We start from the raw sequence: 24,371 nt of genomic DNA on the forward strand, positions 1-24,371 counted from the left end.
TCGTTCGAGAGGGCGACTCATGTGGCGGAGGGCCACTGGTGGCGCATCCTGTTGAGGCGAGTGAAGCTGATGAACCCGATCCGAGGCGGAGCTCGGTCCGGCTCCGGGTGTTCCGGGTCCTGGTGGTCCCTACGGGGAGTCCGTCGAATACGGCCAGCCGCTGTTCGTGATCGCTCCGGCGGCCTGATTTCCCTCTGGAGGATGACAATGTTCTCGGCTGTTCTGATCGCCAATCGCGGTGAGATCGCGTTGCGGGTCGCCCGTGCCTGCCGTGAGCTGGGCGTACGTACGGTGATGGTGCATTCCACCGCTGATCGCGACTCGCCCGCGCTGCGTCTCGCCGACGAGTGTGTCCACATTGGACCCGCGCCGTCCCGGCGCAGCTATCTTTACCCTCCGGCTATTCTGGAAGCCGCGTTGCGGACCGGCGTCGACGCGATCCATCCCGGCTACGGCTTCCTCTCCGAGGATCCCGATTTCGCCGAGATGTGCGAGGCGCAGGGACTCATTTTCATCGGCCCGCCCGCACACGTGATGAGCCGGCTGGGCGACAAGGCGCAGGCCCGCGAGGTGGCCTCGGCGGCCGGCCTGCCGGTGCTGCCGGGTAGCTCGCGGGCTGTCGAAAATGGTTTGGAGGCCAAGGAAATCGCTGAGCGGATCGGATATCCGGTCATCATCAAGGCGATTGCCGGCGGTGGCGGGCGGGGAATGGCGGTCGTGCGCGCTGGCCGTGAGTTGGCCCGTGCGTACGCGACTACCCGTGCCGCGGCGCAGGCGACATTTGGCGATGGTCGCGTCTATGTCGAACGTTTCCTGGAGAGCACTCGGCATGTCGAGGTGCAGATTCTGGCCGATCACCACGGGAATGTGGTCAGCTTGGGGGAGCGGGACTGTTCGGTGCAACGCCGCCGGCAGAAGCTGATCGAGGAGACGCCGGCCACCGGGCTGCCGGCGGGGCTGGCCGAGAACATTTGCGCGGCAGCCGTCCGCGGTGCTCGCGCCTGCGGCTATGTCGGCGCCGGTACGTTCGAATTTCTGGTCGACGACAAGGGAGATTTTTACTTCATCGAGGTGAATTCCCGGATCCAGGTGGAACATCCGGTCACCGAGATGGCCACCGGCATCGACATTGTCGCCGAGCAGCTGCGAGTGGCCTCCGGCAGCCCGCTGTCCTTCCGGCAGCAGGACGTGGTGCCGCGCGGAGTAGCGCTGGAATGCCGGGTCAACGCGGAGGACCCGGACCGGGATTTCCTCCCCACCGCCGGGCTCGTGGACGAGTTCGTGCCGCCGGGCGGCCCGTTTACCAGGGTGGACACTCATGGCGCGGCCGGTTTGCGGGTGACCGCGGACTATGACTCGCTGCTGGCGAAGGTGATCGTGTGGGCACCGGATCGCGAGCAGGCGATCGCCCGGATGGAGCGGGCGCTGGACGAGTTCCGGATCAGCGGGCACGGGATTCGTACCACGACTGGCTTCCTCCGCGAGATGCTGGGAAATTCCTTTTCAGGGACGCGAAACACACGACCTCGCTGGTCTCCGATGTCCTCGATCTCCGCTGACCGGATCCAGCGTGGCCGCTTTGGCTATCCGCGCTGGCTGTCCACCATCCTGCTGGTCGACTCGTGGGAACGGCTGAGTTTCTACGGCATGCAGGCGATTCTGGTGCTTTACGCGGTGACGCCGACCGCTTCCGGCGGGCTGGGCCTTCCTGCCGGCGAGGCTGCCGCGCTGTTCGGCGTCTACCTTGGATCGGTCTTCGTCCTGTCCATGCCGGGCAGCTGGGTGGGAGACCGGATTCTCGGGGAACGCCGTGCCATCCTGCTCGGCGGGGGTCGTCATCGCGGCCGGACATTTCAGCCTGGCGGCGGCTGTTCCGGCGTTGTCGTACGTCGGCCTGATTCTCATCGCGGTCGGCACCGGTTTGCTCAAACCGAATATCGTCGCTTTGCTAGGCCGGTTCTATCGGGACGACGAGGCGGCCCAGCGGGCCGGCGCGATCTCGCTCTTCTACGTCACCGGCCAGGTCAGCGCCCTGCTCGCGCCGCTGATCATGGGCTGGCTGGGCGAAGGAGTCAACTGGCACCTCGGGTTCGCCGCGGCCGGCGTGGGCATGGTGCTGGGAATCGCACAGTTTTTGCTGGGATGGCGCAGCTTCGGCGAGGCCGGCAGGTCGGCCGGCCAACCCCTTCTTCGCACCGAGCGACGCAAGGCTGGGCTGACCGCGACAGCGGTGCTCGCGGTCATGGCGGTGGCCGTGGTGTTGGACGTGGTTTCCGGCTCTTTCTCGCCGATGCACGTGGTGGTCGCTTTTGGGATCGTGACACTGATCTTGCCATTTGCCTATTTCTTTGTGCTGATCCGCGGCCGCCGGTGGGGCCGTCCAGATGGTCCGGTTGCGCGCGTTTTTCTGGCTATTGTTGGCGGTCTCGCTGTTCTGGACGATGGTCGGCCAGGCTGGCTCGATGCTGCCCCTCTTCGCGAAGCAGTCGACCGACCGGGGCTTCCTCGGGTTTACCTTGCCGGCCAGCTGGTTCCAGTCCGCCATCCCGTTCTTCATGTTGCTGGTGGCGCCGATTTTCGCGTACGCCTGGGTACGCCTGGGCGCACGGCTGAGCACGCCGGGGAAGTTCGCGCTGGGTCTGTTTTTCGCAGGCGCGAGTTTTTCTTTGATGATGAGCGTGGCTGCGGCGATGGCCGGCACCGGCGTCCTCGTCTCACCGTTGTGGCTGGTGGCGGTGTTCTTCCTGCAGGCGTGCGGGGAAGTGGTGATCGGTCCGGTGGCCATGAGCGCGGCCGCCGAGGTCGCTCCCCGGGAGTATGTCGGCCGGGTGATCGGGTTGGTGTGGCTTTTCAGCGCGCTTGGCGCGGGTCTGGGCGCCCAGGCCGTACGTCTCGGCGACGCGTTGCCACCCGACTATTACTATCTTGGTCAGGGCATCGTGGCCCTCGCCGCGGCCGCCGCGATGATGCTTTTCGGGCGGCGGCTGCGGGAGGCCTTCGCGATTCGTCCGGCTAGCCGGCCCATTGGCCAGCCAGTGCGGGAATCTTCGACCGCGATCGGTCCAGCGCCACACTGAAGAGGTAATTGCGTACCGCCACGGTCACCCGATCGGTCTCGGTCCATTCCCGGTTTTTCCACACGTACATGCGATAGCCACGGCTGGTGAGGTAGTCGACCAGGTCGGTTGCCCGCAGCCCGTACTTTCCGACGTGTCGGTCCTCGATTTCCAGCAACAGCGCCGGGGAATGCGCCGCGATGGTCTCGCTGGCTCCTTCCAGGACGGCCAGCTCGGCGCCTTCCACGTCGATTTTCAGGAAATCCACCTGCCCGACACCGGCGTTCCGGCAGGTCTCGTCGACAGTTGTCACCGGCACGCCCACCTCCTGGTGTGAGGTGAACCGTTCGTTCGTTCGGGCCGAGACTGGTCGCGTCCTGTGCCAGGAAGGCCCTGCCACGGATGGGAAATCCCCATTGCCGCGGCACCGTGAGCGGCTGCCAGCCCGATTCCCGCCCGACCGCGGACCGATGCAGCTGGATGTTCTTGCCGCCAACCAAACGTTTGGTCAGCGCGAGTAACCGGTACGATCCGGTGAGTGGCTCAAAACTGTGCACCGAGCCGGTTTTTCCGACCAGATGCGCCAACGGGAACGTGTACATACCATAGGCGGCACCAATATCGAAACAGGTGCCACCGGTGGGAACAACGCTGCGGAGGCCGAGAATTTCGTTCTCGGTAAAAGGGGTCGCGGCGGCCGACATCCGCAGCCCGGACGCCACACCAGCGGTCCGGATGGCGATTCCTCGCGAGGAGGTCTGAGTTTGCGTCATACCCAACTGACACGATCAGACACTCTTCACATTGTGTGACGAATCCCACGATCTCGGATCGCGTGTCGCCGGAACGCGTCAGCCGAGGCTGACGCCACGCGTCGCGTTGATCTGGGGAGAGACAGTGGCTCGGGACATGGTGCGCACTCCTTTCCGTCGTTCGTGCGGATCGGAAGCTTGTAGTACGACAAGTATGGATCCTGGCGGCCACCCCGAACCCAAGTTGGCTGATGATTCAACGACTCTGGCACGAACGACCGAGGTCCAAAGTCCCGTCCCGGACACAACTCCGTTATGCAGCCTTACGTAGTGCCTCCCTGACCTGACCAACACCGTTCAGAACCCGCTCGACGAAACTTGCCGCTCCCGAACTCCAGCTTCCTCGGTGGGGCCGACAGGTACGTCGAGCCGGCTTGAGTGCCGTACTTTATCCCGCACTCGACGCCGAGTGCGGGATAAAGTCCCGCACTGGATGCTTGTCGCGCGCGCGTCTACTTACGTAATGAAAGCCCGCCACCCACCCCCCACCCTTCTGAAAGGGCGGGGGCTCAAAATTTCACGTCGGTACGACAGTTTCGCGCCGCACCCTATGTGGAGCTGCACAATCGGAATCCGATTGTGCAGCCGCCGTACGGGGGGCCGGGAAAATGCCGCCCCCGAACGAGCCAATCGCACGCCGCCGACAGTTTTGGCGAGTGGGTCAAACCCCCGAGGGGGCGGATAACCGAGAATATATGACAAAAGCCACAGTTGGTCACGCAAGGTGAAGCTTGCGTGATTCGCGGCCAGAGTGTTGCGGGCAAATGCCATCATTGCCGCATGCCAGCGCGCCGTCTGGATGTACGGCTGCTCGGTCCGCTGCAGGTGAGCGTGGACGGGCGGCAGGTGCCGGTGGGGGCCGGGAAACGCCGTGCCCTGCTCGGCTGTCTCGCGCTGCACGGCGGCCAGGTGCTGTCGGTGTCCAGGCTGGTCGAGGCGTTGTGGGAGGGCGAGCCGCCGGCGGGGGGTGCGCAACCAGATCCAGGTGTACGTTTCGGCGCTGCGAAGGGTGTTCGCAGCGGCTGGCTTGCCGGACGAGGTGATCCGTACGGACCCGGCCGGCTATCGCCTGCGCCTGCCGGCCGGCAGCCGGGACATCGACCGGTTCGCGGTACGGGTGACCGAGGCCGAGGGGCGGCTCGCGGACGGGCAGACGGCTGCTGCCGTACGCCACCTCCAGGACGGGCTCGCGCTGTGGCGGGGGCCGGCCCTAGGCGGGGTGGACGCGCCGTTCGCGGCCGCCGCGGCGGCGCAGCTGGAGGAGCGCCGGATGGCTGCGCTGTGCCTGCGGATCAGCGCGGACCTCGCCCTCGGCCGGCACGCCGACCTGGTGTTCGAGCTGCGATCGCTGGTCGCCGACCACCCGCTGAACGAGGGCCTCGCGGCCAGACTGATGGTCGCGCTGCAGGGCACCGGGCGGGTCGCCGACGCGCTCGCCGTCTACCGGGCGACGAGGGGCGCGCTGGTGGCCGAACTCGGCATCGAGCCGGGCGAGCAACTGCGGGACCTGGAGCGGACCGTGCTCGCCGGCGGAACCACCGACCTGTACGTGCACCGCTGGTGTGGCGCGAAAATCCCCACCAAACGCCCGCGGCAGTCCGCGGTGCCGCGGCCCAACCAGCTCCGGCCGCCGACCTCGGTGTTTTCGTCGGCCGCACCGAGCAGGTACGCGAAGCCGCCGAAGCCCTGCGCCGCGATGGCCCGGCGCCACCCACGGTGGTGATGGTCGGGCCGGCTGGCGCCGGCAAGTCGGCCTTCGCGGTGCACCTGGCCCATCAAGTACGAGACGACTATCCGGACGGCGTGCTCTATGCCAACCTCCGCGGCACAGAGCAGCCAGCTGACCCGTCGGCGGTGCTTGCTGGATTCCTGCGGGCGCTGGGGGTGCCACCGGCGTCCATCCCGGACGATACCGACGAACGCTCCCGGCTGGCCCGCTCGGCGCTCGCGGACCGCCGGGTGCTGGTCGTTCTCGACGACGCGTCGGGTGCCACCCAGGTGCAGGCATTGTTGCCAGGCACCGGAAGTTGTGGCGTGCTGATCACCGCCCGTGCGGAGATTCCAGCGGTGGCTGGAAAACGGATCGCGCTGGGGATGCTCGCCCAACCGGACGCGCTCGCGATGCTGGCCGGTCTCGTCGGCGCCGATCGGCTTGCCGCCGAAACGGCCGCGGCCCAGAGAGATAGTCGCGCAGTGTGGATATTTGCCGCTAGCCGTCCGGATCGCCGGCGCCCGGCTGGCCGCCCGTCCACATTGGACACTGCAACGGCTGGCGGACGCGTTGGCTGACGAGCACAGCCGGCTGGACGTGCTGGCGACCGGCGATCTGGCCGTCCGGGCGAGTGTCGAGCTGAGCTTGCGCGGACTGCCCGAGCGGGTACGGGAAGCCTTCGCCACACTGGGACTGCTGCCGGTCGGGGCCTTTCCCAGTTGGGTGCTCGCGCCGCTGCTGGACACCAGCGCGGCCGAGGCCGCCGAGCTGCTCGACGCGCTGGTGGACGTGCACCTCGTCGAGGCCGACTCCTATCATTTGCATGATCTCGTACGGCTTTTTTCGCTCGAGAGCGAGCGGCCGCGACGATCAGCGCGCAGCGGCGCCGGATGGCCGCGCTCCGGCTGGTCTGGGCCTGCCTGGACCTGGCTCGGACCGCGGATACCCGGATGGACCTGGGTTTCGTGGACATACCAGCGGATCCGGCGGTGCGATGGCAGCTGCCGCCGGCCGCACGGGATCGGATCCTGGCTGATCCGGCCGGCTGGTTCGGTGCGGATTTCCGGCTGCTGGCCGACGCCGTCGAAATGGCGGTGACCTGGAACCAGCGGTGCTGGCTGGCTGGCGCTCTCGCCGGCGCGTTGGCCAACTACTGCGAAATCAACGCTTTCTACGACGATTGGCGGCGGACCCACGAAACGGCGCTCGCGGCGCTGGCGATCGCCGGGCCGGCGAGCACCGAGGCCACCACCGATCTCGTGGTGGAAATGGCGTTGCTGCGCAATCTCGGCGAACTGCACACCATTGAGGACCGGTACGTGAAGGCGGTCGGCTATTTCGAGTCGGCGCTGGCGATCGCCGTACGGCTGGAAAACTCCGACTACCAGGGCGCCGCACTGTCCGGGCTCGGCTATCTTTTCCGGATCCTCGGCCGGTACGACGAGGCCGTCCGGTCTTTCGCGGCGGCCAGTGACATCTGCTTGGCGACCGGAAACCGCAGCGGTCTGGTCTACGCACAGCAGGGCATCGCCACGATTCACCGGGAACAGGGCCGGCTCGACCAGGCCGAGCGATGCCTGCAGGCGTCCCTCGCGCACTGCCGGGAGCCACTGTATTTACATGGTCTCACCCAGTGCCTGCGTGGTCTCGGCGCGATTCAGTTGGCCCGCCGCGAAATCGCGCCGGCCATCGAGACGCTGACCGCCGCGAGCGAGGCCGGCGCGAAACTCGGCGCGGTGGACGCCACCCATTCGCGGCGCTGGCTGGCCGAGGCCCGGACCCGCAACGGCGAGCCGGCGGTCGCACTGTCCATCTTGGACGGTTGCCTGCGGGTGTACGGGGAGAAGGGCCACACTTTCGGGCTGGGCATGACCTGGCACAGCATCGCCGGTGCCCGGCTGGCTGCTGGCGACGCGGCGGCCGGGGCCGAGGTGGCGGCCCGTTCGGCCGTACGCATCTGGGAAAGCCTGGGCACCCCGTACGCGCTGGCCGAGACTTTGGTCGTACTAGCCGAAATCTGCCGTCAGCGTGCCATGCCCGCCGTCGCTGAGCGGACGGCTCGGCAGGCGGCGGACATTCGGGAGTCGCTCGGCATCGAGCCACTCTCATCCCACCGCAATAACCAGACAGGACCTGGTCAGCTGTAGTGGTAGTAGCCGACCAGGTCGCTGCCGAGTGAGTCGGTACGGATAAAGGTGCCGGTGTGCGAGGCATTGATCATCTTGCCGCCACCGATATACAGCCCGACGTGATGCGTGTTGCTCAGCGTACCGAAGAAAACCAGGTCGCCGGCCACCGCGTTCGCCTTGCTCACCTTGTGCATCCGGGCCAGCTGGCTGTCGGTGTTGCCGGCGCCCAGCACGTCCTTGCCCCACGCCCGGGCGTAAACCCAGCGGGTGAAGCCGGAGCAGTCGACTCCGGTGGTGACGTTCGCCCGGCACGGCTTTGGACCGGTGTAGCCGGAGCAGGTTCCCTTGCTCGGCCCGTATTTCGAGCCGTGACCGCCGCCCCAGGAATACGGCACCTTGCCGCCCTTCCAGGGTGCGACCGCCTTGGTCGCCTGGATGTCCTTGGCGATCGAGACGGCGGTGGCTTGATGGGTCGCCGCCGCGACCGGTGCGGTGGGCACCGCGACAAACCCGAAGGCCAGCGCCGCGCCGAGGATGGCTGTGCAGATTGCCTTGCGCATGAATCCACTTCCCTTCCCTCATGGGGTACCGCTGACATCACCTTGCCGAATGGCTCTTTATAAACGCTGAATCGCGGCCGTTGACGACGTTGGAAAGACCGCCCTTAGGCTGCTCACGTGAGAGTCGCTGACGTCGTCGACACCGTGCACGGGTGGTATCCACCGGAGACCGCCGAGTCCTGGGACGCGGTTGGGCTGTCCTGCGGCGACCCGGACGCGAGGGTCCACCGGATCCTGCTGGTCGTGGACCCGGTCGCCGAGACCATCGCGGAGGCGAAGGAGAACGGCGTCCAGCTGATGATCAGCCACCATCCGCTGCTGCTGCGGGGAGTCCATTCGGTGGCCGCGTCCACCCCGAAGGGCAGCCTGGTGCACCGGCTGATCTCGGACCGGATCGCGCTGCTCACCGCGCACACCAACGCCGATGTGGCCAACCCGGGCGTGTCCGACGCGCTGGCTGCTCGGTTCGAGCTGCGGGACACCCGCCCGCTGGTAGCGGCCGCGGTCGGTGGCCACGGCCGGGTGGGGGATCTGCCGGCGCCGCTGCCATTGCGGGATTTTGCCCAGCTGGCCGCCAAAGTGTTGCCGGCGAGCGCGGTGGGCGTACGAGCCGCTGGTGATCCGGACCGGCTGATCCGGCGGGTAGCCGTCTGCGGTGGTGCCGGTGACAGCTTCCTGGCCGATGCCACGGCAGCTGGGGTCGATGCGTACGTCACCGCCGACCTCCGTCATCACCCGGTCTCCGAGCACCTCGCGGCGGGCGGGCCGGCGCTGCTGGACGTGGGGCACTGGTCGAGTGAGCGGCCGTGGCTGGATCAGTTGGCCGCCCGGTTATCGGCCACCTTCGGCGCGCGCGTCGGTGGCTCCGGCGATGCCGCTACGGTGAAGGTCCTTGTATCGGACCGGGTCACTGACCCCTGGACCGTGCACGCTCGACGATAAGGAGCCGCCACCGCTGTGAAGGCTGACCCCGCCGCCCAACGCCGGCTTCTGGACCTGCAGGCGATCGACACCGCGCTCGGCCAGCTGGCGCACCGCCGTGGCGCGCTGCCGGAGCTGGCAGAAATCGCCGACGGTACGAAGCAGTTGACCGGCCTGTCCGACGCGGTAGCCGCCGCGCGCGCTGACGTCGACGACCTTGGCCGGGACGTACGCCGGCTGGAGATGGATGTCGAGCAGGTACGCAACCGCGCCACCAAGGACCAGCAGCGGATGCAGGCCGGCGGCCTGCCATCCAAGGAGCTGGAGCGGCTACAGCACGAGGTCGACTCGCTGGCCCGCCGGGCGTCTTCGCTGGAGGACGACGAGCTGGAGCTGATGGAGAAGCGCGAGGAGGCCGAGACCGTGCTGGCCGCGGCGGAGTCGGCCAAGGCGGCGGTGGACACCACGGTGGTGGCCGCGACCGAGCGGCGGGACGCGGCGTTCGTCGAGATCGACGCGGAGACCGACAAACGGGGTGCCGAGCGCGCGGCAATCGTCCCGAACATGCCCGATGACCTGCTCAAACTGTACGAGCGAATCCGGTCGACCAGCGGTATCGGCGCCGCGCTACTGCGGGCTCGGCGCTGTGAGGGCTGCCGGCTGGAGCTGGCCGGCTCCGACTACGCGGCGATCAAGAAGGCCTCACCGGACGAGGTGATCCGGCACGAGGAATGCGGCCGGATCCTCGTCAGGACGGACATGTCAGGCCTGTGAGCGACAGCGAGGAGATCACCGCTGTCGTCGTGGAGGCCGATGGCGGATCGCGGGGGAACCCGGGAGTCGCCGGTTACGGCGCCCTGGTCCGAGACGCGCGTACGGGCGACCTGCTCGCCGAGCGCGCCGAGGGCGTCGGTTTCGCCACCAACAACGTCGCCGAATACTCCGGTCTGGTCGCCGGCCTGACCGCCGCCCGCGATCTCGGCGCCCGCCGGGTCGCGGTCCGGATGGACTCCAAACTGGTCGTCGAGCAGATGTCCGGACGTTGGAAGATCAAGCACCCGGACATGGTGCCGCTGGCAGCGAAGGCCAAAGAGGTCGCTCGCGCCTTCGACAAGGTCACGTACGAATGGATCCCGCGGGCCCAGAACTCCGCCGCCGACGCCCTGGCGAATTCGGCCATGGACGGCATACCGGTCCATCGCGACCTCACCGGCGAGGCACCGATGGCCACAAGTGGTCAGGTCGCTACCACCCTGCTCCTGGTCACTGTCGACGCCGCCGCGGACGTACCTCACGACCTGGCCAAATACCTCGCCGGTCGGGGTGCTGCAGAGGCCGTTCTGACCGCTGGTCAGCCGACTGTGGCCAACGCCGCTCAGGTGCTCGCCGACGCCCTCCGGGCGCCGGTCGAGACCGAGCCTGACCTGCTCGAGGCTGGCCGTACGGACGCCCTTCTGGCCCGTTTTAAGGCCCGTGGCGGCACCTTTGTGGTCCTTGCGGATCGCGAGCGGGTGGCGGATATCCTTCGAGTTGGGTGGGAAGCACCGCCCCGGATGATCGAGCGGTTGAGCCTGGACGTCTGGGGAGTGACGGAAGTGGAGTTCAACGGCTCACCAGGCTCGGTCTGCGTACGAACGGTCAATGACACCTCAGCGGCGAGGGCGGTATGACGGCGACTCCGATCCTGCCCAGCGGCGTGCTCCCGGTCGCCACCGCCATCGACCTGGTCCAGGTCACCGCGGCCGAGACCGCCCAGGTTCAGGCCGTGTTCGACGCTTCCGAAGACTTCGCGATGCTGGTCGACGGCTTCCCGGCCCCACCCGACGAGGCCGAGAAACTCCTCGCCAAGGTCCCGCCCGGCAGCGACCCGGGCGACAAAGCGGTCATGCTGGTACGCCTGGGCACCGCCAACATCGGTGTCCTCGACGTCGTACGAGACTGGCCCCAACGCCGTACGTGGATGATCGGCCTGCTGGTCCTGGTGCCGGCCGCCCGCAGCCGCGGCGTCGGCGCACGGGTGCTCGCGACCGTCGACCGCTGGGCCATCGAGTCAGGCGCTGAGAAACTGCGGATCGCGGTCGCGCCAGCGAACATTCGCGGCCTCCGGTTCTGGCGCCGGCACGGATTCAGCCCGGTCGACGTGAGCCGTTCTGGCCCGCACCGACTCGAACGACCAGTCATCGGATTCTGAGAAAGCCGACCGCTAGAGAACGCAGTCCTAACGCCGAGGGGGATGGGGTGGCTTGGGTGGGATGGAGCCCAGATCGGGAGCTTCCTCGGGCCAGATAAGCATCACTGAGCAGGGCGCATGGTCCACTACGAAACGGGTCGCATGCCCCAAGCTCCGTGGCCCCAGCCGCGACCGGTCTCCGTCTCGTGCCACCACCAACAAGTCGGCATCGGCGGCAGTGGCCACCACGACACGCTCAACTGCGCCGGCGAGGTGCTCAACCCGGCAGTCGAATCCGAGCCGTTCGACGGCGGCGCTGAGCACGGCGTCTCCAGTCGCCGCGGACGCTGCTCGTACGACATCGCCGGGATCGTGACCGGGGCGGTGGCGCCCTAGAAGCCCGCTGAAGGCGCCATGCGTTGCTTCTGAGACATCGGAAGCCTGGACGTAGAGAAGCGTGACGTCGGGGGAGTTGGTCGTACGGACGGCGTCGACGCAGGCTTCCCAGGTGTTGTCGGTGAGCCAGGCCAGTACGCGCATGGCGGTCAGCCTCCCAGGCCGGTCAACTGGAGCGAAAGCCAGAGCGCGCACACACCGGCGACCAGCGCGGTGGGCACGGTCAGGGCGCCGAGGCGGAGGAACTCGCCCATTGCCGGGCCTGCCTCTCGCGCGCGCAGGATGCGGCGCCATAAGAGCGTCGCCAGCGACCCGACGTAGGTCAGGTTCGGGCCGACGTTGACGCCGAGCAGCACCGCGAGCAGCAGACCGGGATGACCGGCGGCCACCGGGATCAGGAGCAGGGCGGCCGGGAGGTTGTTGACCAGGTTCGCCAGTACGGCCGCGACCGCGGCGGCGAGGAGCAGCGCGACCAGGCTGTCGCCGGACGGGAAGACCGCCGCCAGCAGCGCGCCGAGACCGTGCCGACTGACCGCCGCTACCACGATGCCCAGGGCCAGTACGAACAGGCAGAACAGTGGATTCGCCTCAAGGATCGCTTTCCAGACCGTACGTACCGGCGGCTCGGTACGCACGAACAGCCGCCGGACCAGGAGCACGACAGCCCCGGCCCCAGCGACGATGGCCGGGTCGACGCCGAGCGGACCCGCGGTCGCGAAACCGAGCAGACAGCCACCCAGGACCACGATCGCGAAGACCGGCGGCCGGCCGACCGGTTGCTGGGTGGCCCGGGCCGGGGAGCTCAGGTCGGTGTCGAAGAACCGCCGGAAGACCGCGTATTCGACGCCGATCACGACCAGCCAGGGCAGCGCCATAAGGACCGCGAAGGCGGCGAAGGACAGGCCGCTGGTGCGGTACGCGAGCAGGTTGGTCAGGTTCGAGACGGGCAGCAGCAGCGACGCGGAGTTGGCGAGGTGCGTGCAGGCGTACACATGCGGCTTCGGTCTAGCCCGCATCAGGGTGGCGGTGGAGAAGACCACCGGCGTGAGCAGGACGACCGTGGCATCCAGGCTGAGGACGGCGGTGGTCAGCGCGGCGACGCCGAAGACGACGGCCAGCAGCCGTTGCGGACGGCCAGCGGCGATCCGCGACATGGCGGCGCCGGCCCACCGAAAGATGCCTTCGGTGTCGCTGAGATGGGCCAGCAGAAGGATGGCCACGAGGAAACCGACGGTGGCGCGAGCCGCAGCGTCTCGGTCCAGGCCGCGGTCGCCGGGAGCAGGCCCGCGAGCACCGCGACCGCCGCTGCCGGAACCGCGACCGCTGCCTCCGGGACCCGCCGGGGTGCCGCGATCGCTACCGCGAGGGTCGCCACGAGCAGCAAGATCGACACCGTGGCTGACACGGCCTGAACCGTACGCGACTCACTACGTAAAGATTCGCTGAGCCAGTTGGTGTGAAGTGCTTCGCATTGTCGGTCCGGGGTATTAGGTTCTCACCCGCGCCGGTTTCGGCGTGTTGGCGTAAGAGGGAGGTCGCGGTGCCCGATATGCAGGGAAAGCCGGATCAGGATCCGGTGGTCAGGGACCCTGGCCGCCTCTGGAACCTCTTGTTGTTGATCCCGATCGTGCTCCCGCTGTGTCCGTTCCTGTTCAACACCAAGGATCCGGAGCTGTTCGGGTTCCCCTTCTTCTACTGGTTCCAGCTGCTCCTGCTGCCCGTCCTGGTGATCGTCACCGTCGCGGTCTACCACCTGACGAAGCGGAGGAGTTGAGATGCCACAGCTCGCTGATCACTGGGTGCAGCTGACGATCGTCATCGTGCTGTTCGTGCTGGTGTCCGGGATGGGCTTCGTGGCCGCTCGGTGGCGGCGGGTCGGCAGCCTGGACCACCTCGACGAGTGGGGGCTGGGCGGTCGCAGCTTCGGCCCCTGGATCACCTGGTTCCTGCTCGGCGGCGACCTCTACACCGCCTACACGTTCGTCGCCGTTCCCGCGCTGCTGTACGCGAGCGGCGCCCTCGGCTTCTACGCGATCCCGTACACGATCATCGCATTCCCGCTGGTCATGCTGCCGCTGTGCCGGATGTGGTCGGTCAGCCACACGCACGGTTTTGTGACGCCGGCGGACTTCGTACGAGCCAGGTTCGGCTCGTCCACGCTGGCCCTGCTGGTGGCGATCACCGGCATCGTGGCCACCATGCCATATATCGCGCTTCAGCTGGTCGGCATCGAGGCGTGCTGACCGCGATGGGCGTGCCCGGGCAGATTCCGCTGATCGTGGCGTTCCTGATCCTCGCCCTCTACACGTACAGCTCCGGCCTGCGCGCGCCGGCGCTGATCGCCTTCGTCAAGGACGCCCTGGTCTACCTGGTGATCATCGTCGCGGTGATCGTCATTCCGGTGAAACTGGGCGGCTGGGACATGGTGTTCGGCGGCGCCGAGAAGGCGCTGGCGACGATCAACCCGCTCACCCACGCGGCCAAGGGCAGCCTGTTGCTGAACGGCAACAACCAGTTGCAGTACGTGACATGGGCGCTCGGTTCGGCGTTGGCGTTGTTCCTCTACCCGCACTCGTTGACCGGTGTACTGGCCTCCAACAGCCGCAAGACGATCAAGCGGAACATGGCCGCCCTGCCGGCGTACAGCCTGGTCCTGGCGTTGATCGCGTTGCTGGGCTTCATGGCGCTCGCGGCCGGCATCAAGCCGATCAAGGGCGACAGCACGACGATCGTGCCGGTGCTGTTCGACAAGATGTTCCCGAGCTGGTTCACCGGCATCGCGTTCGCCGCGGTGGCGATCGGCGCGCTGGTGCCGGCGGCGATCATGTCGATCGGCGCGGCCAACCTGTTCACTCGCAACATCTACAAGGAGTTCTTCCGCCGGGACGCCTCGTCTAAGGAACAGGCGCAGGTCAGCAAGCTGGCCTCGCTGGTGGTCAAGATCGGCGCGGTCGGCTTCATCCTGATCCTGAACACCCAGTTCGCGATCGACCTGCAGCTGATCGGCGGCATCATCATCCTGCAGACGCTGCCGTCGGTGGCGTTGGGCCTCTACACCCGGTGGTTCCACCGTTGGGGCCTGGTCGCCGGCTGGGTGGCCGGCATGCTGGTCGGCCTGGTGATGCTTTATCAGATCCCGAACCCGGCCACCGGGCACCTGCACTTCGGCGGCTCGGCGTACAGCCTGGCCAACTTCGGGCTGCACAGCAAGGTGCAGATCTACGTCGGCTTCTCGCCGTCGTGGTGAACATCCTGGTCGGCGTCATCGCGACCTTCATCTGCAAGGCCCTGAAGGCGCCGGACGGCGTCGACGCGACCAAGCCACGCGACTATGAGGTCGAGGCCGGCGACTTGGGCGTACGCGACGTGCCGGGGCTGGTGGAGGGCGTCAAGGCCACCTAACTAGTGGGCGACTAGGATTTGCTGGTGGACGGACGAGTTGGTCGGGCGGCCGCGGCGGTGCGCACCTGCGCACGGTCGAGGAAGGTCCGGGCTCCTCAGGGCAGGGTGGTTGTTAACGGCAACCCGGGGTGACTCGCGGGACAGTGCCACAGAAAACAGACCGCCGGCGCGGGATTTCCCGCGCCGGTAAGGGTGAAACGGTGGTGTAAGAGACCACCAGCGCCCCGGGTGACCGGGACGGCTTGGTAAACCCCACCCGGAGCAAGGTCAAGAGGGCGTCGCGACATGGGCGCTTGCGCAGGCGTTGAGGGCGGCCCGTCCGAGCCTGCGGGGTAGACCGCTAGAGCCTGCCGGCGACGGCAGGTCGAGATGGATGGTCGCCGGCCGGGGCAGTGCCGCGAGGCGCCCCGGCCACAGAACCCGGCCTACGCACCAACTCGTCCGTCCCTCCAGGAGGACCGTGACTGTCTACTGGATCGGCGGCGGCAGCGGCGCCGGGAAGTCGACCATCGCTCGCCGGCTGGCCGGTGAGTATGGCCTCGGGCATTACGCGACCGATGACGCGATGGCCGATCACGCCAGTCGCTGTGGTGACTGTCCGTACGTGGCTGAGTTCCTCGCCATGGACATGGACGAGCGATGGCTGAACCGCTCGCCGCAGGTCATGCTGGACACGTTCCACTGGTTCCGTGGTGAGGGTTTCGAGTTGATCGTCCAAGAGCTGTCGACCGAGGTGATCGTGGAGGGTTTTCGGCTGTTGCCGCGACTGGTGAAGCCGCACTTGGATGAGCGTACGCACGCCGTCTGGCTTCTCCCGACACCACATTTCCGGGCCAGGCATTCCACAGCAGGGGATCGTTGTGGGAGATCGCCGGCAGAACCAGTGATCCCGAGAAGGCCCTGAGCAATCTGTTGGAGCGGGACGCGATGTTTACCGAACGCTTGCGCGAAGAGACCAAAGAGCTTGGGTTGAATGCCATCGAGGTGGACGGCTCGATGAGCGAAAATGACCTGACCGCCGCGGTCGCGGCGATTTTCGGCTTGTAGAAAAGGTGTTCGGGGACAGTTTCGCTGCCCCCGAACACCCTGTGAGCTAGCTAGCTGGGCAGCGTCCAGGTTTGCGCGCCGGTGCCGTTGCAGTCGTAGATCTGCAGCCGGGTGCCGTCCGCGGTGGCGGAGTTGGGTACGTCCAGGCAGCGCCCCGAATTCGGGTTTGCGCAGCGCGCCGTTGGACTGGTGTTGCCAGACCTGGGCGTTGCTGCGGTTGCATTCCCAGAGTTGTACGAGCGCGCCGTTGCCGGTGCCACTGTTGGAAATGTCGAGGCACTTACCCAACGCGCCGATGCTGTTGTCAGAGCGCAGGGTCCAGTTCTGCGAGGTCGAGGCGTTGCAGGTGTAGAGCTGCACGGCGGTGCCGTTCGCGGTCCCGCCGTTGGCCACGTCCACGCATTTGCTCGCGAGGCCCTTGATCGGCCCAGTCGCACCATTTTGCACGGTGTAGTCGAACGACGGCGGTGCGTCGGCGGCGGCCGTACCCCAGGTGGTGTTCGGGGTCGCGCCCATGGTGAAGTCGAGATTTCCGCCGGAGGCGACGAAAGCCTCGCTGAGCCACGGCTTCGTGGAAGCCTGCCCGTTGACGTTCAGCGACTGGACGTATTTGACGCTTTCGGAGGCGTTCGGGGGCGGTGATGGTGATCGTCGCGCCGTTGCCGCGGGTGATGGTGATCTGGCTGAAAAGCGGGCTGGCCAGCACCAGTTCCGAGCGGCCCGGGATTTCCGGATACATGCCCAGCGACGCCCACACGGCCCACGACGACATCTGCCCGAGGTCGTCGTTGCCGACCTCGCCGTCCGGGGTGGGCTTGTAGATCGTAGTCACCGCGCGCCGGACCACGTCCTGCGTCTTGTACGGCGCACCCGCGAAGGCGTAGGCCCACGGCGTTTCCGAGGTCGGCTCATTGCCCAGGTACGCGTTCGGCTTGTCCGGTCCCGCGTTGAGGTCCGAGAAGAAGCTGTCCAACCTGGGCAGCACGGCCGAGTTTCCGCCCATACCGGCGAAAAGTCCCTGGTAGTTGAACGGGACCATCCAGGTGTACTGAGCGCCGTTGCCCTCCACGTACGACGTGCCGGAGCTGGGGTTGAAGGAAATCCAGCTACCGTCGCTGTTGCGCGGTTGGAGGTAGTTGTCATGCAGCAGGTTTCGCCAGCCCTGCGAGCGCAGCAGGTAGTTGTTGGCCACCGAGGTGTTGCCCAACCGGCCGGCGAGCTGGGAAATCGCGAAGTCGCTTGAGTAGTATTCCAGGCTGCTGGCCGTCGAGCCCCAGACGCCGTCACGCCTTCGGGGATGTAGCCCTGCGCGTTGTATTGTGCGTAGCCGGGCCGCTGGGAGCCGTTCGCGGTGCCGGCGACCGCCTTGCCGAGCAGGTCGGAGGCGTTGAATCCGGTGCCACCAAAGGCATACATGTTCGCCGCGATGGTCGGCAGCGGGTCGCCGTTCATCACGCCGGTGCCGCCGTTCGCGAGCGTCCACCGGTCCAGATAGCCGGCCTGCGCGGCCTGGTCGTCGATGGTTTGCCCAATGTCAGAGGCGATTCCGGGATCCAGGAAGGCGATCAGCTGCACCTGTGACCGGTAGACGTCCCAGCCGGAGAAGGTGGCGTATTCGGTGTGGCCCGAGGCGGTCGTGTGGATCGCTTTGTCGAAGCCAATATACTGCCCGTTCACGTCGGAGAAGGTCTCCGGAAACAGCAGCGAGTGATAAAGCGCGGTGTAGAACGTGGTCGTCTGCGCGGCCGTACCGCCGGCCACCGAGATCCGCCCCAGCAGCGCGTTCCAGTCCGCGCGGGTGCCGTCCCGGACCTGCTCGAACGTCTTGCTGCCCTGCTCGGTGGACAGGTTCGTCTGCGCGTTCGCGATGCTGACGAACGAAATTCCCACCCGCGCGGTCACCGTACGACCGCTTGAGGTGTCGAAATGCAGGATGGGCTGGGTCTGGGTCGGCTTGTCGACGCCAGTGATCGTGTGGTCGAAGGTGGCGGTGAAATACACCCGGTATTTGTTGCCGGCGCCGCAGAAACCGCCGCCGTCCTCATAACCGGTGATGCTGTTCGTGCCGATGGTGTAGGCACCCATCGCGTTGTTGAATGCCTTCGCCACGTCGATGAGCAGCGAGGCGGTGTCGGTGCCCGGGTAAGTGAAACGGGCGACGCCGGCACGCTTACTCACCGCGAGTTCGGTCTTGAGGCCGTTGTCGAAGGTCACGCCGTACGCTCCCGGCGCGATTTTCTCGTTGGCGTGCGAGAACGTGTACGACGACACCAGGCCGGTGCCCAGCGTCGGCATGAACGGGATGTTGCCGTAGTCGCCGCAGCCGGCGCCGGAGATGTGCGTCAGGCTGAAGCCGCGGATTCTGTTGTCGTCGTACGAATAGCCGCCGTGCTGGTAGGTGACCGTGTCGGGGCTCCACTGCAACATGCCGAAAGGCGCGTCCGCGCCTGGAAAGGTGTTCCCGGCGCCGCCACCGTTGCCGAAGTCGGTGGCGCCCGGCTTGCTGCCGACATATGCGTTCACGTACTGCGCTGGGTCACTGACCGTGGTCGCCGTTTTCGCGGGTGCGGCGCTGGCCGGGGCGACGGCCGGCGCCATCGCCATGGTGGCGGCCAAGGCGCTGACCAAACAGGCGACGAGGCCGGATCGGGGTCTTAACGGCATGAGGGATCCTCCGGGCTGGGGTCGGGGGGGAGCGCAGGCACGCTATCAACCAAATGCCGCTTCGGTAAGCAGAAATCCTGGTATGTGCCAAGACAGGCCAAAGTCTGGCGCTTTCGAGGGTAATTATCCAAAATTCGGCGGAAACCGCGCGAGCGATCCTCGAGAATCCCTCTGCAGACAAACTTTCTTGTCTTGACGGTTGACCTTGTCTACGGTTAGCTATGTGGCGAGGGTGGATCCGCTGGTCGCAGCGTCGACCACAGCTGAGACGCTGTCGGTGACCGGAGTTCGAGACAAGGGAGTGCTGAGATGGGCCGCGAGTTCGAGACGGTCAGTGAGCAGGAGGTCGCCCCGACCCCCGAGCAGATCTGGGCGGCGATCGCCACCGGCCCGGGCATCAACTCGTGGTTCATGGGTCGTACGGACGTGCTGGCGGGTGCGGGCGGTGTGATACGAACGGCCTTCGGTGCGTACGCGCCGGAGTCGACCGTCACCGGCTGGGAGCCGAACCAGCGGCTCGCGCACCGCACCGAGACCGCGCAGGACGGCCGGTTCGTCGCGTACGAATTCCTGCTCGAGGGTCGCGAGCAGGGCAGCACCGTCGTCCGGATGGTCGCCAGCGGCTTCCTGCCCGGCGACGACTGGGCGGACGAGTACGAGGCGATGACTCGGGGCTTGCGGCTGTTCTTTCGGACGCTGGTGGAATATGTCACCCACTTCGCGGGTCGCGCAGCCATCCCGGTCACTGCTTTCGGTCCACCGGTGGAAAACTGGGACGCGGTCTGGCCAATGCTGGGCCAAGCGCTCGGCCTGGACCGGGCCGCCGTCAGCGGAGACCAGGTGCGGGTTCCAGTGCCGGATCATGGACTCGTCGACGGTGTCGTCTATTTCGTCAATCCGGACACGGTCGGCATCCGTACGGACGACGCCCTCTACCGCTTCATGCGCGGCTTCCGTGGACCACTGGTCGCCGCCCATCACGTTTTTCGCCGACATCGATCCGATGCGCGCCGAGCAGGCTTGGCGGACCTGGCTGACGGAGGTCGTGTCATGAGCCATTCTCGCTTGGCCGAAAGGAAAATCCCATGAGCATGGTCACTTCCGCCGACGGCACCCCGATTGGGTTCTCGCGAACCGGCAGCGGTCCTGGGCTGATCCTGGTCGACGGCGCGCTGTGCTATCGGGAGTTCGGGCCGACCCCGAAAATCGCGGAGCAACTGGCGTCCGATTTCACCGTCTACACGTATGACCGGCGGCGGGGCCGCGGCGAGAGCGGTAACCACGGCCCGTACGAGGTGCGCCGGGAGATCGAAGATATTGCCGCCCTGGTCAGGGAAATCGGCGACTCGGCGTACTTGTTCGGCCAGTCGTCCGGGGCGGTGCTCGCGCTGGAAGCCGCGAACAGCGGTCTCCCGATCAGCAAACTTGCCCTCTACGAGCCGCCTTTCATCGTCGACACCAGCCGCCGACCGGTGCCGGACGACTTCGACGAGCAACTCCGTATGATGATCGACGCTGGCCGCCCCGGTGACGCGGTCAAGGCGTTCATGCGCATCGTCGACACCCCAGCGTTTTTCGTCGCGATCATGCCCGTCATGCGGTCCGTGTGGTCGAAACTGCAGGCTGTCGCGCACACTTTGCCGTATGACATCACCGTCATGCATCCGAACCAAAGCTGCCGGCCGCTGCCCGAATCCCGGTGGGATTCGCTGACCATCCGCACTTTGGTGATGGATGGCGGGAAAAGTCCCGGATGGATGCGTACGGGCGTGAAATCTCTCGCCGATCTGCTGCCGGACGCGCTATATCGGACGTTGCCTGGTCAGACCCACCTGGTGAAACCTGGAGTGCTTGTTCCGGCGCTGGCGGATTTCCTCTCAGCCTAGAACCGGCTGTACGTGCACGGTCCCGCTGAACCACAGGCACTGCAGTTTCCGTGTGTCGATTTTCGTGCAGCCGGCCGGCGGGGTGCCCCACTCGTGGTTCGGCGGCAGCACCATCACGGCCCGATGGGCCATCCGGTAATCCCCGCCACAGGTCGACGAACAGACATAGTTCCCTTTGGACTCCACCGAAAGACATGGCTGCGAGCCAGCGCACTGACCCAACACTCCGGTGCGGACGACGGAACCGTTGAGATAGACCAACGCCGTCTCCTGCAGAGAGGTCATCGGCTCGCCGTGCAACCCGCGCGTACACACCATCGTCGCGTCGTAGTTGGAAGTCGTGCTGGTCAAGGTCGTCCCGGTGTACGACGCGCTGACGTGCCCGTTGATGTTGCCGTTGCAGGTCAACGGGGGAGGCGGAGCGGCGCTGGCCGGTGCTCCCGACACAGCCCACAGGACAGCAGTGGCGGCTAACGCCCACATTCGTTGCATGTGGGCACTATACGGGACAAAAGCGACTTACAGTCGGCCTCGGCGAGGGCCAATTCGGGCCGAGATGAGCAGCAGGGCGAGCAGGATGCCGACACCGGCGATGCCGATGCTGATCCAGGCGACCGCGCGGTTCGAGGAGGCGCTGGCGACCGGCGGGAGGCTGCCGGGTGGTGCCGGCGCGGCCGTGGTGCCGGCCGACGGGGACGCCGAGGCGCTCGCCGGGGCGGTCGCGACGACGACCGCCCGGCGGCCCGACCGTACTCGCCGGTGGGGACGTTCGCGCAGGCAGATGGGTATTTGTCGCAGTAGCTGACGATCGACTTCGCGGAGGTCGCGGCGAGCATGGCGTGCGCGATGGCCCGGGTCAGCGTGCTCGCGGCGGCCGCGTACAAGCCGTCGAGGCGGTCGGTGGCGGTCGGGTCGGACGGCGAAAGCTTGTTGCCGGTGCCAGTGGACAGTGCGAAGACCGTGTCACCGTCGACCAGGCTGTGCGACGGGTTGACCGCGCGCGCCATGCCGTCCTGGCCGGCGCCCGCCATTCGGGCCGCGCCGGCCTTGTCCAGCGGCGCGCTGGTCGCGATGACCGCGATGGTGGTGTTCAGCGACTGACCGCCGGCGGACTGAGGATGGCACTGCGCAGCGGTTGGCGTACGCAGGTCGCCGAACTCGCTGGGCAGGCCTTCTTTTACACCGTAGAGCGAACAATCAGCGGGGTCCACAGTGGACCCGGCGGCGTTGACGATGACGATCGCGCCGACCACGTCGCCGTTCGCGAGCTTCACGCTGGCCGTACCGAGACCGCCCTTCAGGCCACCGGCCCGGGCGCCGGTGCCGCCGCCGACGGTCCCGGAAAGCACCGGGCCGGTGGTCGAGGTGGTGATCGCGCGGGTCCCGAAGTCGGCTGTCGGCCGGGCCCCGAAACCGCCGCCGCGGCCGAGGTCGAAGATCACCGCTCCCGGCACGATCGGCACCACCTGCTCCGCCGACGGGCCGACTGCGACGCCTTCGTGATGCTGTTCCAGCCAGCTCATCACGCCACCGGCCGCGTCCAGCCCGTACGCGCTGCCGCCGGTCAGCAGCACCGCGTTGACAGAGGGATTGGAGTTGAGGGGGCTGAGCAGGTCGGTCTCCCGAGTGCCCGGCGCCCCGCCACGCTGGTCGACCCCGCCGACCGCGCCATGGACGGCGTGCACCACGGTCGTACCGGTCAGGTAGTCGCCGTCGGTGCGCTGGTACGACCCGACCGCGATGCCACTGACATCGGTGATCGAGTTCGTCGGACCGGGCTGCTCACCGGCGGTCGCGTCGCTGGGCTGCGCACTGGCCGACGGCCGTACGGACGGACCCGCCGACGTGGACGGCGATGGTGACGTGGATGGGCTGGGCGACGGCGCGGCAGCCGCCGGCATACTGACGGCGACCAAGCAGAGGCCAGCCAACGCCGCCGCGGCCCAGCGCTGCGGAGTCGGCGCCATCGGATCCTCCCGGGGGTTGCTGCGGTTCCCCCTGATCATGTCAAAACGGGCCAGCCGTACCGGCGCCGCACCGCCGAGGCATCCCGCAGTTTCAACCGGTGAGTAGGCACTCGCGGCCAAAACGGGCGGGCGGCACCCGAACTAGGAGTGAGCACCGCTCAGCTGGGAGGCGGTGCCGCACCAGGATTCGAGGGCGGCGGTGAGGCCGCGAGCGTCGATGCCGGCCCAGGCTACGTAACCATCCGGGCGGACCAGGATGTACGGGCGGGGTGCGCGTACTGGCACGGCTGTCACCACTCGATCGGCCCATTCGGCGGCGACATCTGAGTCACCGGGTGTGAGCAGCACGAACTTGCCCTCACCCAGCGTCCGGTAGAGCCGCCGGTCGGAGCCGGTCACGGCCAGGTCCGGCACTCGGTGGCCGACCAGCCGGTCCGCGCCGCGCGCCGCCGCGTAGTGCACGCCGATCGCCGAAACAGTCTGTGCCACCTGGTTCCTGATCGCCGGCACAAGCCCGATCACGGTTCCCAACGCTCGGCGCAGGAGCCGCTGCGGGACGGTCGTCGACCTCGCCAACCGCAGCAGCAGGCCGCTGGTCCGCAGCACTGCGCGGCCGACCGGGTGCCGTTCGGATTCGTACGTGTCCAAGAGGCCGTCCGGCGCCCAGCCATGGACAGCCGCGGCGAGCTTCCAGCTCAGGTTGGCGGCGTCTTGAAGACCGGTGTTCATGCCCTGCCCACCGGCCGGCGAGTGGACGTGTGCCGCGTCGCCAGCCAGGAACACCCGGCCGATCCGGTAGTGCGGGACCTGTCGTTCGTCACTGTGGAAGCGTGACAGGAACCGCGGGTCGTGCATACCGTAGTCGGTGCCGTGCGTCTGCTTGGTCACCGCGGCCACCTCGGCCAGGTCGACCGGCGCGCTGTCCGGCACCTGGTTGTGCTTGTTCCAGGCCATCACCCGATACCAGCCGTCCCCGAACGGCGCGATGAAAACGAACCCGTTCGCGTTGCCGTTGACGGCCAGCAGCGCGGCTGGTTGCTCGGTCAGCCGTACGTCCGCGAGCATCATCGACCGCACCGCCGAGCGGCCGGGGAAGGGCAGCCCGAGGGCCTGCCGAATGGTGCTCTGGACGCCGTCCGTGCCGACCAGGTAGCGGCTCCGGTACGTTTCGCCGGACCGTACGTCCACCTCGACGCCGTCCGCGTCCTGCCGGAGTGCGACGACCTCGGCGCCGCGGACCAGCTGTGCGCCGGCCGCGACCGCCCGCCGCAGCAGCACGTGCTCGACGTTGTATTGGGCGGTGACCAGCAAGTACGGGAAGCGTGCCGGCAGCTGGTCGAGATGGACTTCAGTGCGTCCGAAGAGCTGCAACGCGGAGAGCTTCTGGCCCATGCCGATCAGCTCGTCGGCGACACCGCGGGCGTCGAGCACCTCGAGGGTGCGCGCATGCACCGCGAAAGCCCGGCTGAGGTTCGACTCGGTGTCGCGGCGTTCCAGGATGGTCGTACGCACCCCGGCGGCCGCGAGGTCGCCGGCGAGCAGCAGGCCGGCCGGGCCGGCGCCGACGATCAGGACATCTGTGCTGGTGGAAGGCATTTTGTTCCTCCTCGTCAAGGTTGCCAACAATTGTTGGCCAACGACTGTTGACAA

General features: G+C 67.3%; 24 protein-coding genes, 1 other RNA gene and 7 pseudogenes. 21 read left to right on the forward strand and 11 right to left on the reverse strand.

Features of this window, described 5'->3' with window-relative positions; genetic code table 11:
• Positions 1-207 precede the first annotated feature (207 nt).
• From GNX96_RS26265 to GNX96_RS26275, 3 genes and pseudogenes are all read left to right on the forward strand, one after another.
• Positions 208-1,440 (forward strand): annotated as a pseudogene (locus tag GNX96_RS26265) (acetyl-CoA carboxylase biotin carboxylase subunit); the annotation flags it as partial.
• Positions 1,441-1,810: 370 nt separating this feature from the next.
• Positions 1,811-2,122: pseudogene (locus GNX96_RS64885) on the forward strand (POT-type proton-dependent oligopeptide transporter); the annotation flags it as partial.
• A gap of 319 nt (positions 2,123-2,441) precedes the next feature.
• Positions 2,442-3,077, forward strand: coding sequence for a POT-type proton-dependent oligopeptide transporter (locus tag GNX96_RS26275; RefSeq protein ID WP_279581534.1), 636 nt, complete (start codon positions 2,442-2,444; stop codon positions 3,075-3,077).
• Here GNX96_RS26275 and GNX96_RS26280 read toward each other — a convergent pair.
• Entirely contained in the window at positions 3,013-3,456 is a 444-nt protein-coding gene (locus tag GNX96_RS26280; RefSeq protein ID WP_279581535.1) for an FkbM family methyltransferase, read from the reverse strand. The two genes, GNX96_RS26275 and GNX96_RS26280, sit on opposite strands and share 65 nt — an antisense overlap.
• A gap of 28 nt (positions 3,457-3,484) precedes the next feature.
• A pseudogene (locus GNX96_RS64890) lies at positions 3,485-3,724 on the reverse strand (FkbM family methyltransferase); the annotation flags it as partial.
• Between GNX96_RS64890 and GNX96_RS55325 the strand changes: the two are divergent.
• The 5 genes from GNX96_RS55325 (at position 3,696) to GNX96_RS26305 (ending at position 7,726) form a co-directional block, all read left to right on the forward strand.
• Complete coding sequence (locus tag GNX96_RS55325; protein ID WP_279581536.1) at positions 3,696-3,818, forward strand: hypothetical protein; 123 nt, start codon at positions 3,696-3,698, stop codon at positions 3,816-3,818. The pseudogene GNX96_RS64890 and the gene GNX96_RS55325 sit on opposite strands and share 29 nt — an antisense overlap.
• 1,017 nt (positions 3,819-4,835) lie before the next feature.
• Positions 4,836-5,591, forward strand: a complete 756-nt coding sequence (locus GNX96_RS26290) for an AfsR/SARP family transcriptional regulator (RefSeq protein WP_163570186.1) — start codon at positions 4,836-4,838, stop codon at positions 5,589-5,591.
• Positions 5,591-6,157 (forward strand): AAA family ATPase, encoded by a 567-nt coding sequence (locus GNX96_RS26295; RefSeq protein ID WP_163570187.1) that lies wholly within the window; start codon positions 5,591-5,593, stop codon positions 6,155-6,157. Before GNX96_RS26290 ends, GNX96_RS26295 begins: the two co-directional genes overlap by 1 nt.
• Positions 6,150-6,677: a hypothetical protein gene (locus GNX96_RS26300; protein ID WP_279581537.1), complete on the forward strand. Its 528-nt coding sequence runs from the start codon at positions 6,150-6,152 to the stop codon at positions 6,675-6,677. Before GNX96_RS26295 ends, GNX96_RS26300 begins: the two co-directional genes overlap by 8 nt.
• Positions 6,569-7,726 (forward strand): tetratricopeptide repeat protein, encoded by a 1,158-nt coding sequence (locus GNX96_RS26305; protein ID WP_163570191.1) that lies wholly within the window; start codon positions 6,569-6,571, stop codon positions 7,724-7,726. Before GNX96_RS26300 ends, GNX96_RS26305 begins: the two co-directional genes overlap by 109 nt.
• On the opposite strand, the gene GNX96_RS26310 is transcribed toward GNX96_RS26305, so the two are convergent.
• Complete coding sequence (locus GNX96_RS26310) at positions 7,717-8,268, reverse strand: C40 family peptidase (RefSeq protein WP_163570192.1); 552 nt, start codon at positions 8,266-8,268, stop codon at positions 7,717-7,719. The genes GNX96_RS26305 and GNX96_RS26310 overlap by 10 nt on opposite strands.
• A gap of 117 nt (positions 8,269-8,385) precedes the next feature.
• On the opposite strand from GNX96_RS26310, the gene GNX96_RS26315 reads away from it, so the two are divergent.
• Genes GNX96_RS26315 through GNX96_RS26330 form a run of 4 tightly spaced genes read left to right on the forward strand, consistent with a single transcriptional unit; the run spans position 8,386 to position 11,380 of the window.
• On the forward strand, positions 8,386-9,210 hold the full coding sequence (locus GNX96_RS26315) for a Nif3-like dinuclear metal center hexameric protein (RefSeq protein WP_163570198.1): 825 nt from the start codon (positions 8,386-8,388) through the stop codon (positions 9,208-9,210).
• 15 nt (positions 9,211-9,225) lie between these two features.
• A complete protein-coding gene (locus GNX96_RS26320) occupies positions 9,226-9,963 on the forward strand; it encodes a zinc ribbon domain-containing protein (RefSeq protein ID WP_163570199.1) in 738 nt (245 codons plus the stop codon).
• Positions 9,960-10,859, forward strand: coding sequence for a reverse transcriptase-like protein (locus GNX96_RS26325; RefSeq protein ID WP_390624159.1), 900 nt, complete (start codon positions 9,960-9,962; stop codon positions 10,857-10,859). The genes GNX96_RS26320 and GNX96_RS26325 overlap by 4 nt, the downstream gene beginning before the upstream one ends.
• Positions 10,856-11,380, forward strand: a complete 525-nt coding sequence (locus tag GNX96_RS26330; RefSeq protein WP_163570204.1) for a GNAT family N-acetyltransferase — start codon at positions 10,856-10,858, stop codon at positions 11,378-11,380. The genes GNX96_RS26325 and GNX96_RS26330 overlap by 4 nt, the downstream gene beginning before the upstream one ends.
• A gap of 27 nt (positions 11,381-11,407) precedes the next feature.
• Here GNX96_RS26330 and GNX96_RS26335 read toward each other — a convergent pair whose 3' ends face one another.
• Positions 11,408-11,899, reverse strand: a complete 492-nt coding sequence (locus GNX96_RS26335; protein ID WP_163570206.1) for a universal stress protein — start codon at positions 11,897-11,899, stop codon at positions 11,408-11,410.
• 5 nt (positions 11,900-11,904) lie between these two features.
• Positions 11,905-13,160, reverse strand: a pseudogene (locus GNX96_RS26340) (ArsB/NhaD family transporter).
• Between the two features lie 144 nt (positions 13,161-13,304).
• On the opposite strand from GNX96_RS26340, the gene GNX96_RS26345 reads away from it, so the two are divergent.
• From GNX96_RS26345 to GNX96_RS55345, 7 genes are all read left to right on the forward strand, one after another.
• Positions 13,305-13,529, forward strand: coding sequence for a DUF3311 domain-containing protein (locus tag GNX96_RS26345; protein WP_163570291.1), 225 nt, complete (start codon positions 13,305-13,307; stop codon positions 13,527-13,529).
• Position 13,530: 1 nt separating this feature from the next.
• Entirely contained in the window at positions 13,531-13,998 is a 468-nt protein-coding gene (locus GNX96_RS55330) for a sodium:solute symporter family transporter (RefSeq protein ID WP_279581538.1), read from the forward strand.
• Complete coding sequence (locus tag GNX96_RS55335) at positions 13,992-15,002, forward strand: sodium:solute symporter family protein (protein WP_279581539.1); 1,011 nt, start codon at positions 13,992-13,994, stop codon at positions 15,000-15,002. The genes GNX96_RS55330 and GNX96_RS55335 overlap by 7 nt, the downstream gene beginning before the upstream one ends.
• Complete coding sequence (locus GNX96_RS55340; RefSeq protein ID WP_279581540.1) at positions 14,999-15,157, forward strand: hypothetical protein; 159 nt, start codon at positions 14,999-15,001, stop codon at positions 15,155-15,157. Before GNX96_RS55335 ends, GNX96_RS55340 begins: the two co-directional genes overlap by 4 nt.
• Before the next feature lie 33 nt (positions 15,158-15,190).
• Positions 15,191-15,601, forward strand: an RNA gene (gene rnpB / locus GNX96_RS26355) — RNase P RNA component class A.
• A gap of 16 nt (positions 15,602-15,617) precedes the next feature.
• The gene (locus GNX96_RS26360; RefSeq protein ID WP_279581541.1) at positions 15,618-16,061 is read left to right on the forward strand and encodes a hypothetical protein; all 444 of its coding nucleotides are present in this window, start codon (positions 15,618-15,620) and stop codon (positions 16,059-16,061) included.
• Between the two features lie 8 nt (positions 16,062-16,069).
• Positions 16,070-16,204 carry a hypothetical protein gene (locus GNX96_RS55345; RefSeq protein WP_279581542.1) on the forward strand — a complete coding sequence of 45 codons (135 nt, stop codon included), beginning with the start codon at positions 16,070-16,072 and terminating at the stop codon, positions 16,202-16,204.
• Between the two features lie 50 nt (positions 16,205-16,254).
• On the opposite strand, the gene GNX96_RS26365 is transcribed toward GNX96_RS55345, so the two are convergent.
• The 3 genes and pseudogenes from GNX96_RS26365 to GNX96_RS55355 all read right to left on the reverse strand — a co-directional run.
• Positions 16,255-16,464 carry an RICIN domain-containing protein gene (locus GNX96_RS26365; protein ID WP_163570207.1) on the reverse strand — a complete coding sequence of 70 codons (210 nt, stop codon included), beginning with the start codon at positions 16,462-16,464 and terminating at the stop codon, positions 16,255-16,257.
• Positions 16,424-16,720: pseudogene (locus GNX96_RS64895) on the reverse strand (ricin-type beta-trefoil lectin domain protein); the annotation flags it as partial. The pseudogene GNX96_RS64895 and the gene GNX96_RS26365, both read right to left, overlap by 41 nt.
• A 169-nt stretch (positions 16,721-16,889) precedes the next feature.
• Positions 16,890-18,868, reverse strand: a pseudogene (locus GNX96_RS55355) (GH92 family glycosyl hydrolase); the annotation flags it as partial.
• A gap of 309 nt (positions 18,869-19,177) precedes the next feature.
• Here GNX96_RS55355 and GNX96_RS26375 point away from each other — a divergent pair.
• Positions 19,178-19,957, forward strand: a complete 780-nt coding sequence (locus GNX96_RS26375; RefSeq protein ID WP_279581543.1) for an SRPBCC family protein — start codon at positions 19,178-19,180, stop codon at positions 19,955-19,957.
• Entirely contained in the window at positions 19,954-20,754 is an 801-nt protein-coding gene (locus tag GNX96_RS26380) for an alpha/beta fold hydrolase (RefSeq protein WP_163570208.1), read from the forward strand. Before GNX96_RS26375 ends, GNX96_RS26380 begins: the two co-directional genes overlap by 4 nt.
• Here the strand turns inward: GNX96_RS26380 and GNX96_RS26385 are convergent.
• The 3 genes and pseudogenes from GNX96_RS26385 to GNX96_RS26395 all read right to left on the reverse strand — a co-directional run bounded on the left by GNX96_RS26385 (position 20,746) and on the right by GNX96_RS26395 (position 24,317).
• The gene (locus tag GNX96_RS26385) at positions 20,746-21,162 is read right to left on the reverse strand and encodes a hypothetical protein (RefSeq protein ID WP_163570210.1); all 417 of its coding nucleotides are present in this window, start codon (positions 21,160-21,162) and stop codon (positions 20,746-20,748) included. The two genes, GNX96_RS26380 and GNX96_RS26385, sit on opposite strands and share 9 nt — an antisense overlap.
• 368 nt (positions 21,163-21,530) lie before the next feature.
• Positions 21,531-22,514: pseudogene (locus GNX96_RS26390) on the reverse strand (P1 family peptidase); the annotation flags it as partial.
• A 348-nt stretch (positions 22,515-22,862) separates the two neighbouring features.
• Complete coding sequence (locus GNX96_RS26395; RefSeq protein ID WP_163570212.1) at positions 22,863-24,317, reverse strand: FAD-dependent monooxygenase; 1,455 nt, start codon at positions 24,315-24,317, stop codon at positions 22,863-22,865.
• Positions 24,318-24,371 lie beyond the last annotated feature (54 nt).

It is taken from the genome of Fodinicola feengrottensis (genome assembly GCF_010993775.1).
Lineage (GTDB): Bacteria > Actinomycetota > Actinomycetes > Mycobacteriales > HKI-0501 > Fodinicola > Fodinicola feengrottensis.